Below are 12,322 nucleotides of genomic sequence, written 5' to 3'. Positions count from 1 at the left end.
GGACGGAGGTGGCGGGAACCGGCGCCCCTTGCCCGACATCGACGCCTTGGCCCCCTCCAGCCCGCGGGCGGGGCGGGGAAGCGCCGGGTGGGACGACAGGTGCTGATCGTCCGAGACCACGTTCTGTCAGGCCGGTCGCTCCTCCGTCGAGGAGAGGGACGCCGCGCGCACCGCTCGGGGCCGTGTGCCGGGGCCCGGATTCACCTGGCGCACCAGGAGGTCACCGCGGAGCGGCCGGGCTGGTCACTCGACCTGCGCCGACGGCTGCTGACGCCAGCACCTCGTGGAGCACACCGCCACTCTCGGCATCGACATGAACATCGTTCACCGCGACCCCACCAGCGGTTTCGCCGTCCTCCCGCCGGCGGACCCTCGAGCAGACTCGCCGGCCGTGTGCAGCAGGCTCGACGGCCCACCTCAGGGCGGCCTCGGGAGGTGGGACAGCCGACCGGGGCCGGCCCTGAGGACGGGTCACTTCCGCCAGAACAGGTGGTGTTTCACGCCGCTCGGGCTGGGCACGACATCCAGGTGGAACCGGTCGAGCAGCTCGTCTGGGGACTCCCAGAGTCGTAGTCCGGACCCGAGCTTTACCGGCGAGACCGCCACATGCATGGTGTCGACGAGGTCGGCGTCGAGGAACTGCCGGATGGTGGTCACCCCGCCGCCGAGCCGGACGTCCTTGCCCTGCGCCGCCTCCCGGGCCTGCTCGAGGACCGTGGCCGGATCACCGTCGACGAAGTGGAACGTCGTGTCGGAAAGTGTGAACGACGGACGCTCGTGGTGGGTCAGGACGAACACCGGGGTGCGGAACGGCGGCTTGTCACCCCACCAGCCCTGCCATTCATGGTCCTGCCAGGGCCCGCGCTGGGGCCCGAACTTGTTGCGGCCCATGATCTCTGCGCCGATGTTGCGGTCGTAGTCCCTCGTGAGGTAGTCGTCCAGGCCTCGGCTCCCTCCTGGGTCCGTGCGCATGGGCCAGCTCGCCGTGGCGCCCGCCCAGGCGAACAGCCTCTCGGGCTCGACCCCATCACCGAACGGTCTCTCGAGGGTCTGGTTCTCTCCCGCGCCGATTCCGTCACTTGAGACATTGAAGTTCTGGACTCTCAGTAATTGATTCACGCGTTCCTCCCGCGATGGGCGATGACGGTAGTGAGACTAGCCGGGCGGTGAGAATTCATCGCTGATTCCGTGACGGGTCAGAAACTGGGCTACGACAGCGTCTCTCCCTGTGAAGTTTGCCCAGACTCCGGCGGTGAGCGGGCGTCCGCGCCGGTGGGGTCTTCGACTATCCGCTCGGCCATCGAGGAGACTCGAAGGCACTGCCACAGACGTCGGACGGGTCGTGAGAAACGCCCACGCGGCGTCACGCGCACACGGCCTCGCTGCGTGACCTGATCGCCGCTCTATCGGTGGCGTCACCACAGCAGACCATGGAGGTGGAGTCCGAGCACTACCCTGATCCGGCTGTCGCGGACAGCCGGATCAGCGCTGCAACGGCCGGCGGCATAACTCGGTGTCGATCTCGCACCGGCACCCGGCGAACGGGGCCCACTCGCTTCGGCCGGCAACGCCTCGTCGGTCCTGAGCGCAAAGCCGCTGTTCCGCGCTCCCGCAAGCGCACCGAAACCCACGAACGCGGGCCGGACGGCTGCGGTGATGGTGCTCCGTTTGTGCCCCTGATTCAACCCGATCAACTGTTTCCGGTCATGCCTCTGTCGTCTGGCTGATTCCAGTGCCATGCTGATCGCGCGGAACCCGGTCATCCCCCCGAGGATCGGGATCCCGCAACGGCCCCGCCTGCGCGCTTCGGCAAAGGCGGGGCCTGCCGCCCCTCCCGGCCTCCCCACGGGAGGGTCGCTGCACGCCAGTTGCCCCCGACAGCGGCCGTTACGAACTTCGCTGACCCCGCCTCGACACCTTGTTCCTATACGGTGCGCCGGTACATCTACCGGAGTGCGGCTGGGAAACGAGTGATGGACACGAAGTCAGGGCCCGCGGGCGCGGGCGAGTTGAAGCGGCACCTGGGTGTGTTCGATGCCGTGGTGATCGGCCTGGGGTCGATGATCGGGGCGGGGATCTTCGCCGCTCTGGCTCCGGCGGCCGATGCGGCCGGGTCGGGGCTGCTGCTCGGCCTGACGCTGGCGGCCGTGGTGGCGTACTGCAACGCGACGTCCTCGGCACGCCTCGCCACCCGCTACCCCGCTTCCGGTGGTACCTACGTCTACGGGCGCGAGCGCCTGGGCGAGTTCTGGGGCTACCTCGCGGGCTGGGCGTTCGTGGTCGGCAAGAGCGCCTCCTGTGCGGCCATGGCGCTGACCGTCGGCTCCTACGTGTGGCCCGGTCAGGCGCACGCCGTCGCGGTCGCGGCCGTGGTGGCGCTGACCGCGGTCAACTACGCGGGGGTGCAGAAGTCCGCCTGGCTCACCCGCGTCATCGTCACCGTGGTCCTGGCCGTCCTGGTCGCCGTGACGGTCACCGTGGTCGCCTCCGGCGATGCGGACGCCGCCCGGCTCGGCATCGGTGACGACGCGACGTTCGGCGGGGTGCTCCGAGCGGCGGGCCTGCTGTTCTTCGCCTTCGCCGGCTACGCCCGCATCGCCACGCTCGGCGAGGAGGTCCGCGACCCCGCCCGCACCATCCCGCGGGCCATCCCGCTCGCTCTCGGCATCGCACTCGTCGTCTACGCGACCGTCGCCGTCGCCGTCCTGCTCGTGCTGGGCCCGCAACGCCTGGCGGACGCCACTGCCCCTCTGTCGGATGCCGCGCGTGCCACAGGCGCGGACTGGCTGCCGCCGGTCGTACGGGGAGGTGCCGCGGTGGCCGCGCTCGGCTCGCTCCTCGCCCTGATCCTCGGGGTCTCGCGTACGACCCTGGCGATGGCCCGCGACCGGCATCTCCCGCATGCCCTGGCTGCCGTCCACCCGAAGTTCCAGGTGCCGCACCGCGCCGAACTCGTGGTCGGCGCCGTCGTCGCCGCGCTCGCCGCGACCACCGACGTACGCGGGGCGATCGGGTTCTCCTCCTTCGGGGTGCTCGTCTACTACGCCGTCGCCAACGCGTCCGCGTGGACGCTCGCCCCGCACGAGGGCCGACCCGCGCGGATCATTCCGGCCGTCGGGCTCGCAGGCTGCCTCGTCCTCGCATTCGCCCTGCCGGCCTCGTCGGTGATCTCCGGAGCCGCAGTTCTGACCGTCGGCACCGCTGCCTACGCGGTACGTCGCGTGGTGACCGCCCGCAGTGGGTGACCACGGTTGACGCGCATCCGCTCTGTCAGCGGGTGCGGCGGACGCGGCCCAGAGCTCGCCTGCCCAGGGCGGTGCCGATCAGCCCCAGCATCAGGGCCACGTATGCCCCGCCCAAGCCGTTGCCGGTGCCGAGCCCACCGTCGGCGGTGGCCGCGACCAGCCCGCCGAGAGCCATGGCGACCAGTCCCAGGACCACGGCTGCCGTGGCCCCGAGCGACCCGTTGGCAATGCCGAGCCGGCCGGCAGGTCGGGTCAGGGCCAACACGGCGATGACCAGTGCGGCCAGCCCCAGCAGCCCGCCGGTGGTGGCTCCCAGCCTCCCGAGGCTGAATTCGGTGACGCCGGCGGCGACAGGCTGGACCGAGGGGTGTGCTGCCGCTGGTGCGGCAGGACCGAGCCCGCTGAGCAGGGCGGTCGCAGAGGCGGTGAAGAGGCGACGAGCGGACATGAGGGTGCTCCTTTTCCCACGAAACGGATGTGGTTGGAGCATCTCGGCCCGGCCCCGCCAGGTCGTCCAGCAGACGCAGGCACTTCGCGCTACCGCGGTCGCAGCAGGTGCTTCGGTGCTACTGCGCGCGCGGTAGTCGGCCGCTCGTCCGCACGCGGGATTCGCCCGCGGCGGCCACGGGCTACGGTGCGGGCATGAGCATGGGACAGTTCCGCATTCGAGCCGATGTCAGAGACTGGCTGATAGCCGTGGGCGTGGCGACAGCGCTGATGGTCACCGGGTTGTCCGGGCAGCACTCCGCCACGGGACTCGACCTGCTCGGATACGTGCTGTTGACGGTGGGCGGCCTCGCGCTGGCCGCGGGCCGCCGAGCTCCGATCGCCGTCCTCGCCGTCACCGCGCTGTGCGCGGTGGGGTACCAGGCGGCAGGTTTCGACGTGGCCGCCGTCGCGTTCCTCTTCGCGGTGTACGCGGCGATGCGGGCAGGACACCGCCTCATCACGGTGGCGGTGAGCGTGGCCGTGCTGGCCTCTCTCCCCCTCGCAGCCCTGACCTCCGGCCTGCACGACACGGGCGAGGCGTTCGCGCAGGCCCGGGGCGCCCTCGAAATCGCCTGGCTCATCGCCGCCGGCGCCGCCGGCGAAGCCCTCCGGCAGGCCGAGCAACGGGCGGACGAAGCCGAACGTACCCGCGAGGAGACCGCGCGGCGCCGCGCCGACGAGGAGCGGCTGCACATCGCGCGCGAGCTGCACGATTCGCTCACCCACCAGATCTCGGTCATCAAGGTGCAGTCCGAAGTCGCCGTCCACGTGGCACGTAAGCGCGGCGAGACGGTGCCAGAGGCCCTGCTGGCGATCCGTGAGGCCGGCCGTGAGGCGTCCCGGGAGCTCCGCGCCACGCTGGAGGCGCTGCGTGACGACGACAAGTCCCCGCCCCGTGGGCTCGACCACATCCCGGAGCTGGTTGAACGGGCCGGCAGGGGCGGTCTGCTGGCGACACTGACGATCGAAGGAGAGCGCCACGACGTGCCGGCCGCAGTGGGCAAAACCGTCTACCGGGTCGTTCAGGAGTCACTGACCAACATCGCCCGCCACGCGGACGCCGGCACGGTGTCGGTCCGCATCGGATACCGGCCTGACGCCCTTGCGATCCGCGTCGACGACGACGGCAAAGCCACCCCGGACAGTGCGCCGCAACCGGGCATCGGGCTCCTCGGGATGCGCGAACGCGTCACCGCCCTCGGAGGCCGACTGCGGGCAGCACCACGCAGCGAGGGCGGCTTCACCGTCCAGGCCGAACTCCCCCTGGAACGAGCCTCATGATCCGTGTCCTGCTGGTCGACGACCAGCCACTCATCCGCAGCGGATTCCGCGCGCTCCTCGACCTGGAGGACGACATCGAAGTCGTGGCCGAAGCCGCCAACGGCCACGACGGCCTGAGACTCGCCGAGGAACACCTGCCCGACATCGCGCTCGTCGACATCCAGATGCCGGGTCTCGACGGCATCGAGACGACTCGGCGCATCGCAGCGGACCCGGCCCTGGCCGGAGTACACGTCGTCATCCTCACCAACTACGGCCTGGACGAATACGTCTTCAACGCCCTGCGCGCCGGCGCGGCCGGATTCCTCGTCAAGGACATCGTGCCGGAGGACTTTCTGCACGCCGTACGCGTAGCCGCGCGCGGCGATGCCCTGCTCGCACCCTCCATCACCCGCAAGCTGATCAACCGATACATCACCCAGCCGCCTCCCACGGCCACTGATACGGCCCTGGAAGAGCTGACCAGCCGCGAACGCGAAGCCGTTGTCCTGGTCGCGCAAGGCCTTTCCAACGACGAGATCGCGGACCACATGGTGATCAGCCCGCTGACCGCGAAAACCCACATCAACAGATCCATGACCAAACTCCGGGCCCGGGACCGTGCCCAGCTCGTGGTCCTCGCCTACGAATCCGGCCTGGTCACCCCCCACAACTCCTGACAACCAGCGACGGCCACGTCGAAGTCACCTCCGTGCTCACGCGGACGGACATCCCCACGCGTGCCCTGAGCACCCCCAACGGATCCGGTCTTCGGGCCGCCTGAGCTTGCAGGGCTCGAGTCAGGTCACGGCTCGCGGACCGGGGCGGCGTGAACCTCGGCGACATCGTCGGGTCGCCCGACCCCAGCTGCTCCCGCGCATCGAACGCTCTTTGGCTCCGCTCATGAACCGCCGACCAGGCTGCGGGATCGAGGCTTGCATGTGATCACTGGGAGAGCGCGCCGGAATGCGCCGACGCCGGATTGGCAGCCCAGGTGTACTCGAACTCGGGCAACTCAAACCCCTGCTCGAACAGGCAGACACGTTCATCGGTACGGACAGCCCCGTGGCGCTCGTAGAAGGCGATTGCGCGTGTATTGGCGCGCAGCACCTCCAGATACACCGCCCGCTCGGGATGCTCGGCAGCAGCCCACGTGAGAGCGTGCTGGAGCAGCTGACCTCCGATGCCGGAGCCCGTACGGCCTGGCCTGGCATGCAAATTGTCCAGGAGAAGCCGACCGTCAGGGCGCGGGGCCACGTATGCGAAACCGACTGTTTCGCCCCCGTCCACAGCAACGAACAATCCTGCGCCGGACTCCGGCTCAAGAAGCCTCGCGCCCCAGAGCTCCAGCCGGCCCTCCAAGAGGGGGCCGCTCAAGAAGCTGGTCGGCATAATCCCCGCATACGCCGTACGCCAACTCTCCGCGTGCAGCGCTGCGATCTGCGCGACATCATCGCGCACGCCCTTTCTGATCTCCATGCGGACCAGCCTCACGCATGACATGGGGTGATGCCACATCCCTATTGGTGAAACAGCCAACAGAGCCACTTGGACATCGCCCAAGGCGTAGGCGCGGTCGGGCGGGCCGCAGGCTGACTTGCCACTACCGTCGGGCCGGTCCGCTGCACGGGCCGCTCGCACACGGCCGAAACAGATCTGAAATGGTGACCCGCGAAGTCTGGGGCTAGGGTCTTTCGTTTGGATCAGGCCGGGTCAGGGAGCGGGGTCTGGTGCTGTGCCTCGCAAGGCGGAGGAGGGAGGCGACGCGGAGCGTCGGCGACGGACGACAACGCCGCGAGGTGCGGCACCAGGGCACGCGAGCCCGGCCTGATCCAAACGAAAGACCCAGCTGGAGCGGGCCCGCGATCCCGGGCTGCGGGGCGAGTGCCCGCGGCCCGGCCCGTGGTCCGCGCCGGCCGCGGGCCTTCAGCGCAACGTCAGCAAGCCGTTCTGTTCGACCACGTCCAGGGAGAGCGTGCGGTAGCCGGCCGTCTCGAACAGCACGGTCAGCCGACGGCCGTCCTGGCTCATCACCGAGCCGTCCCCCCACTGACCGTGCCGGACCCGGGCGCCGAGCCGAAAGGGGTGCGGGGCGGCGCCGGCGCGGCTCACCTCCTGCGGGGCCACCGGTCCGCCGGTGCCGGCCAGCACCCCCGCGGCCGCCTTCGGGCCGTCCGGGGAGAGTGCGGCGGCCTCGCAGCGGTCGCAGGAGCCGCAGGACCCCCCGGCTTCCGGTTCCTGCCCGAAGTAGCCGAGCAGGAACCGCCGCCGGCAGCCCGTGTTCTCCGCGTAGCCCCGCATCATGTCGACCCGCGATCGCTCCAGCTGCTGGTGTGCGTCACCGAGTTCGACGGCCTTGCGGGCGGCCTCCGCCGGATCGGCGGCGCCGGTGGTCTCCAGGTCTCCCGATTCGGTGGTGCGTACCGCTTCGACCTGTTCCAGTAGATTGACGACGGCCGTCAGCCGACTGGCCGTCAGGCCCGTCTCGCTGCGCAGGTCGCTCGGCCGGACCGGGCCGGCGTGTTCCTCCAGTGTGCCGGCTACCTGGGAGACGGTGTCCGGGTCGGGGCGTCCGGCGGCGAAGAACCGCTGCATGCCGAGGTCCTGCGACCGGTAGGCGAGGATCGCCCGGGCCGGCTTCCCGTCCCGTCCGGCGCGGCCTATCTCCTGGTAGTAGGCGTCCAGGGAGCCGGGCACCGAGGCGTGCAGCACGAACCGGACGTCCGGCTTGTCGATGCCCATCCCGAAGGCGGAGGTGGCCACCACCACGTCCAGCTCCCCCGCGAGAAAACGGTCGTGCACCGCGCCGCGTTCCTTGGCGGGCAGGCCGGCGTGGTACGCCGCCACGCCCAGCCCCAGGTCGCCCAGCTCGCGGGCGTACTCCTCGGACTCCTTGCGGGTCGCAGCGTAGACCAGCCCGGGCTTGGGTTCGGCGGCGGCGCGTTCGACCACCGCCCGGCGCTTGTCGGCGGCGCTCCGGAAGGGAATGACCTCCAGGTGGATGTTGGGCCGGTCGAAGCCGGTGACCACCTCCCGCACGTCGCGCATGCCGAGCCGCTGGACGATGTCCGCCCGCACCGGGGCGGCGGCGCTCGCCGTGAGGGCGAGCACCGGCGGGCGGCCGATCCGGTCGATCACCTGGCCCAGCCGCAGGTACTCGGGCCGGAAGTCGTGCCCCCAGGTCGACACGCACTGTGCCTCGTCCACGACGAACAGCGCGGGCCGTGCCGCCGCGAGCTGCTCGACCACCTCGTCCTTGGCCAGCTGCTCCGGGGCGAGGAAGACGAAGTCGACGTCTCCTTCGCTGATCCGGTCCCACACCGCGTCGTTCTCGCCGCGGCTCTGGGTGGAGTTCACGGCCGCGGCGTCCGCACCGGCCCGTCTCAACAGGCCGCTCACCTGGTCCCGTTGCAGGGCGATCAGAGGGGAGACGACGACGGTGGGGCCGGACAGAAGTACCCCGGGCACCTGGTAGACGGCGGACTTCCCTGCGCCGGTCGGCATCACCACGAGAGTGTCGCGCTGTTCCATGACCGACTTCATCGCCCGCAACTGCTCCGGGCGCAGCCGCTCCCATCCGAACACCTTGCGCGCACTGCGCTGCAGTCGCCGGGACAACGCGCTGAAGGTGAACATGGTGCTCCTCGGGGGCTGTGGGATCGGGCCGGGCGGCAAAAGCGCCGTCCGGGTGACCTCCGACTACCCCGCGTCCGCCACCTCACGGCACCGAATGCGGCTGATCCCGTCGACCGCCCGCGCGACAGCTCGCCCGCCCCGGACTGTGCGCGCGAGCGGCACGCCGCGCCGGCGGGGTGCGCATGTCGCTCAGCGCCGCATGTCGCAGCGCCGTCGCGGACCGGGATCGCGGCACCCTCACCTCCCGCACCGCCCCACACCTTGCAACGGTTTTCGCACCTTTTCAGGTTCCGTAGAACTGATTTCGTTGAGGGCTGGCACCCAGCTACCGATATCGGTAGCTTGAGGGCGCATCGACCTCGGTGGAGCGCGCGCCTGTGCCGGGCCGCGACAGCCGTCCGGTTCGGCATGAAGTCCAGCAACGGACAACGCCCTCGTGAAAGAGCTGACGTGAACCCCAGCCAACTGCCCGCCACGCTGCCGGAAACAGACCGCACCCGTCACCGCCGACTACGGGAACAGGGCAGCCTGGACCGCGGCGAACTCGACGCGATCCTGGACGCAGGCTTCTTGTGCCACTTCGGTGTGGTCATCGAAGGGGACCCCATGGTCGTCCCCACCGTCTACGGAAGCGACGGGGAGAACCTCTACTTCCACGGCTCCGTGGCCAGCCGGAGCCTGACCGCCTCGCCGGGGGCGACGGTATGCGTCACCGTGACGCACGTGGACGGCCTCGTCCTTGCGCGGTCGGTGTTCGAGCACGGCGTCAACTACCGCAGCGCGATGATCTACGGCGTCCCGCGCCTGCTCACGGATGCGCAGGGGAAGCTGGAGGGGCTGCGCTGCCTGACCGAGCAGGCCGCACCGGGACAGTGGGACCACGCACGGCGGCCGAACCTCAGGGAGCTGGCGGCGACCTCACTGCTAGCCATTTCGCTTCGAGAGGCGTCGGTCAAGATACGCACGGGCGCCCCGGAGGACGGCGACGGACCCGACGCCGCCCTCGGGATCTGGGCGGGCGTCCTGCCCTTGGTCTCCACCTGGGGCGCCCCGGAAGCCGACCCTCTGCTCCCTGACGGCATCGAACCGCCCCGGCACATCGCCGCCCGCAGCGGAACCCGGGCGGGTTGAGCCGCCGCCCGGACGCGGTCGCAGCCGCTCTCGCCCCGGGACACGGGCCCGCCATGATCCAAACGAGAGGCCCAAGGTGGCCGACCGCTCCAGTTGGCCATTCTGGACGACTGGAGCGCTCAGTTCGAGGGTCGGCCGGTTACGGAGCTGCTTCGCGGAAACGCTCCAGGAGGGCATGTGCCTGCGGGGCGCCCGCGTCGAAGAACTGCGTGGCCAGTGCGGGGGGTACGGCGGTTCCCTGCATGCGGACCTCATAGCAGCTGAAGCAGAACGCCGCCTCGAACAGCACCAGGTCGAGAGTGTCCGCGTACGCCCGGACACTCCAGCCCGGCAAGAAGCCGCAGCGGTGCTGCTCACTGCCGGGCAGGCTTTCGATCAAGGCCAGGGCGCTGACGGCCTCGCTCCCGATCCAGTGGGCGCCCGCACTGCCTGGATACGGGGTGCCCCGCTTTGTCGGGAGGTCGGAGATTCTTACGACCTCGAGCAGCGCAGTGGCGGCCAGGGCTTCGGCGGGGAGCTTCATGTGCGTAGTCTGCCCGCGCCCGGTGTCGGGCGGAGCACCTGCCTCCATCAGTGACGGAGACCGTGCCCGGTTGAGGGGTCGGCGGGGACGGACGTCAGCAGTACGTGCGTACCAGCCGTCGACGGTGGCCTCGGCGTTCAGCACGCCGGTGTCGAAGTGACAGGCCAGAACCGGGGTCCCGTGTTCGTCACCGGTGACGGCCCAGCGCAGGCGCAGACACAAGGTGACACGGCGCTTGGCGGCGATGACACCGATCCGGGGATCGGAATTCGCTCTTGCGGGGCCCGTCAAGGTCAGAGCAGCTAGCCAGTAGCGACCGCCAGCCGTACTCGGGCTGCGGCTCTCACCTCAGTCGTCTCCATCGGGTCATCACGCAGCGCGGCGATCCGGCTCAGAGTCTCCGGGTTCGTAGGTGCCGAGGTGATCCCCAGCAGCCGCGTCGTTTCCTCACAGTCCCACAGGGACTCGGTGTACACATGCTCCAGACCGTCCCGGTCGATGGCGGCGAGTGCCTCCAGGTACGCGGTCCGCTCGTACGAGTGCGGGGTGTGCAGCCAGAAGCGCCGCAGGTAGGGAACCGCCCCGGCGGCGTCCCGGCCGAACCTGGCCAGGCGCCGGGCCGTCTGGTCAGGACCGCACCAGGCCCGCGCCGTCCACTGTTCGACGAGTTCTTGCACGAGTCCCGGCAATGCTTCCGGTCCGGGATGGTCGGCCAGGACGTCGGTACCCAGCTGTGCCAGCCAGGGGTGGTCCTCCTGTGCCCAGCCGTGCGCCGCCGGTACGGCCAGGGTGCCCAGGCGCTCAACGGCCCGTCTGAGCAGGGGCAAGGGTCGACGGCCGTTGGCCATGCCCAACGAGGGCACCAGCGGTATCAGCTCCACAGCAGGCTCTCGGGCATTGAGCGCGCGCAGCGCGTCGACCTTCGTGTTGCCTTCCGTGTGACTGTCGGCGAGCAGAGCGAGGAGTTCGGCGGTGCCGAGTCCGTTCAGTGACGTGCGCGGAACGAACGAACGGCTCTGGCCCTTGATACCGAACCGCGTCCACGGCTCGGAGCGCCACGGAAGCTCCGGCTCCGCGCCGATCCGGGCGCGCGCGATGTCACCGAGGACTTCCCACCACTGCGACGGCCAGCGGGCTGACAGCAACTCGAGCACGCGGGCCCGGTGCTCGCCTTCTCGGACGTACCCCAGAAGCCCTTCCCTGGCGTCGCCTGATCCGGCGAGAGCCAGGAGCACCAGCACCTCGCAGGCCCGCAAGCAAGCCTCCTCATCCCCCGCCAGCATGTCCACGATCGGCAGGGAGGACAGGCCCAGATCACGGACCAGCCGCGCCAGGTACAGGGACCGTTCATCCGACTGGTCGTCCCACCGCCAGTTGCGGCGGATCCCGTCATACACGAAGGCGGCAGCCCTCTGCGGATCCCGAACCGCTCGCACCGCACCCAGACCACGCCCCCGTTGCAGCAGGCCCTCCAGGGAGTTGGGGAGGGCATAGGGCACCTCGCACGCATCGCTCATCACCAGGCACCCTGCCCGACCCGGGCCTCGATCCGCCAGGCAATATCGGTCGGGTCCCATCGGGCCGGCCCTCGTGGTTGGACGTCGCGAAGGCGGGTGATGTCCTGGCGCCACTTCGGGCCGTTCGCAGCTTCGGCCCAGAGCCCGGCGAGTTCCGAGAGCTCGGAGACCACTTGGTCCAGAGCGTCGACGACGAGCGTGCGAAGATCCGCGGGCAGCTCCGATAGCGGCTCTGATGGGCCGTAGTTCGAACAGGCCGGCTCGCCATCAGGATGCTGGGCAACGACCAGGGCAGCCGCGGCCGGTACGCGCTCGCCGTCGGAGGTGCCGAGGTGGTCCGCAGGGTCCGCGGCACGTTTGAGTGCACTGCGGATCATGGATTCGCGTTTGCCCGTCCGGCGAAGGCGTCCGGCTCGGGGCAGTGGGCCAGAACGGGGCGTGGGCTTCGGAGTCGGCGACGCACCAGTACTGGGAGCGGAGTTCGGAGCGGGCTCCCTTTGGCTTTGGCCGCCCACGCCGAA

Annotated in this window: 11 protein-coding genes and 1 pseudogene; 5 read left to right on the top strand and 7 right to left on the bottom strand. The window is 70.2% G+C overall.

The window, feature by feature from the left end:
• Positions 1 to 271: 271 nt before the first annotated feature.
• Positions 272 to 361 (top strand): annotated as a pseudogene (locus OG844_RS43645) (IS5/IS1182 family transposase); the annotation flags it as partial.
• A gap of 110 nt (positions 362 to 471) precedes the next feature.
• Here OG844_RS43645 and OG844_RS43640 read toward each other — a convergent pair.
• Positions 472 to 1,119 (bottom strand): dihydrofolate reductase family protein, encoded by a 648-nt coding sequence (locus tag OG844_RS43640; protein WP_406387673.1) that lies wholly within the window; start codon positions 1,117 to 1,119, stop codon positions 472 to 474.
• A gap of 854 nt (positions 1,120 to 1,973) precedes the next feature.
• Between OG844_RS43640 and OG844_RS43635 the strand changes: the two genes are divergently transcribed.
• Positions 1,974 to 3,245, top strand: a complete 1,272-nt coding sequence (locus OG844_RS43635; protein WP_406387674.1) for an APC family permease — start codon at positions 1,974 to 1,976, stop codon at positions 3,243 to 3,245.
• Between the two features lie 25 nt (positions 3,246 to 3,270).
• Here OG844_RS43635 and OG844_RS43630 read toward each other — a convergent pair whose 3' ends face one another.
• A complete protein-coding gene (locus OG844_RS43630; RefSeq protein ID WP_406387675.1) occupies positions 3,271 to 3,693 on the bottom strand; it encodes a DUF6223 family protein in 423 nt (140 codons plus the stop codon).
• 194 nt (positions 3,694 to 3,887) lie between these two features.
• On the opposite strand from OG844_RS43630, the gene OG844_RS43625 reads away from it, so the two are divergent.
• Positions 3,888 to 5,015: a sensor histidine kinase gene (locus OG844_RS43625; protein ID WP_406387677.1), complete on the top strand. Its 1,128-nt coding sequence runs from the start codon at positions 3,888 to 3,890 to the stop codon at positions 5,013 to 5,015.
• Positions 5,012 to 5,674, top strand: a complete 663-nt coding sequence (locus OG844_RS43620; protein ID WP_406387678.1) for a response regulator — start codon at positions 5,012 to 5,014, stop codon at positions 5,672 to 5,674. The genes OG844_RS43625 and OG844_RS43620 overlap by 4 nt, the downstream gene beginning before the upstream one ends.
• 265 nt (positions 5,675 to 5,939) lie before the next feature.
• Here the strand turns inward: OG844_RS43620 and OG844_RS43615 are convergent, their stop codons facing one another.
• Entirely contained in the window at positions 5,940 to 6,473 is a 534-nt protein-coding gene (locus OG844_RS43615; protein WP_406387680.1) for a GNAT family N-acetyltransferase, read from the bottom strand.
• 447 nt (positions 6,474 to 6,920) lie between these two features.
• Complete coding sequence (locus OG844_RS43610; RefSeq protein WP_406387681.1) at positions 6,921 to 8,630, bottom strand: RecQ family ATP-dependent DNA helicase; 1,710 nt, start codon at positions 8,628 to 8,630, stop codon at positions 6,921 to 6,923.
• 450 nt (positions 8,631 to 9,080) lie between these two features.
• Here OG844_RS43610 and OG844_RS43605 point away from each other — a divergent pair, with 450 nt between their 5' ends.
• Positions 9,081 to 9,761, top strand: coding sequence for a pyridoxamine 5'-phosphate oxidase family protein (locus OG844_RS43605; RefSeq protein WP_406387682.1), 681 nt, complete (start codon positions 9,081 to 9,083; stop codon positions 9,759 to 9,761).
• Between the two features lie 139 nt (positions 9,762 to 9,900).
• On the opposite strand, the gene OG844_RS43600 is transcribed toward OG844_RS43605, so the two are convergent.
• The 3 genes from OG844_RS43600 to OG844_RS43590 are packed head-to-tail and all read right to left on the bottom strand — an operon-like array spanning position 9,901 to position 12,316.
• Positions 9,901 to 10,575 (bottom strand): hypothetical protein, encoded by a 675-nt coding sequence (locus tag OG844_RS43600; protein ID WP_406387684.1) that lies wholly within the window; start codon positions 10,573 to 10,575, stop codon positions 9,901 to 9,903.
• 11 nt (positions 10,576 to 10,586) lie between these two features.
• Positions 10,587 to 11,801, bottom strand: coding sequence for a hypothetical protein (locus tag OG844_RS43595; RefSeq protein WP_406387686.1), 1,215 nt, complete (start codon positions 11,799 to 11,801; stop codon positions 10,587 to 10,589).
• Positions 11,801 to 12,316: a DUF4259 domain-containing protein gene (locus tag OG844_RS43590; protein WP_406387687.1), complete on the bottom strand. Its 516-nt coding sequence runs from the start codon at positions 12,314 to 12,316 to the stop codon at positions 11,801 to 11,803. Before OG844_RS43590 ends, OG844_RS43595 begins: the two co-directional genes overlap by 1 nt.
• Positions 12,317 to 12,322 lie beyond the last annotated feature (6 nt).

This window comes from Streptomyces sp. NBC_00887 (assembly GCF_045207585.1).
This window is presented reverse-complemented; position numbering and strand designations above follow the sequence as displayed.

What these genes read in the sequence shown, in the direction of transcription:
- OG844_RS43635 (WP_406387674.1), top strand. Translation starts at nt 1,974, where the DNA reads ATGGACACGAAGTCAGGGCCCGCGGGCGCGGGCGAGTTGAAGCGGCAC.
- OG844_RS43630 (WP_406387675.1), bottom strand. Translation starts at nt 3,693, where the DNA reads ATGTCCGCTCGTCGCCTCTTCACCGCCTCTGCGACCGCCCTGCTCAGC.
- OG844_RS43625 (WP_406387677.1), top strand. Translation starts at nt 3,888, where the DNA reads ATGAGCATGGGACAGTTCCGCATTCGAGCCGATGTCAGAGACTGGCTG.
- OG844_RS43620 (WP_406387678.1), top strand. Translation starts at nt 5,012, where the DNA reads ATGATCCGTGTCCTGCTGGTCGACGACCAGCCACTCATCCGCAGCGGA.
- OG844_RS43615 (WP_406387680.1), bottom strand. Translation starts at nt 6,473, where the DNA reads ATGGAGATCAGAAAGGGCGTGCGCGATGATGTCGCGCAGATCGCAGCG.
- OG844_RS43610 (WP_406387681.1), bottom strand. Translation starts at nt 8,630, where the DNA reads ATGTTCACCTTCAGCGCGTTGTCCCGGCGACTGCAGCGCAGTGCGCGC.
- OG844_RS43595 (WP_406387686.1), bottom strand. Translation starts at nt 11,801, where the DNA reads ATGAGCGATGCGTGCGAGGTGCCCTATGCCCTCCCCAACTCCCTGGAG.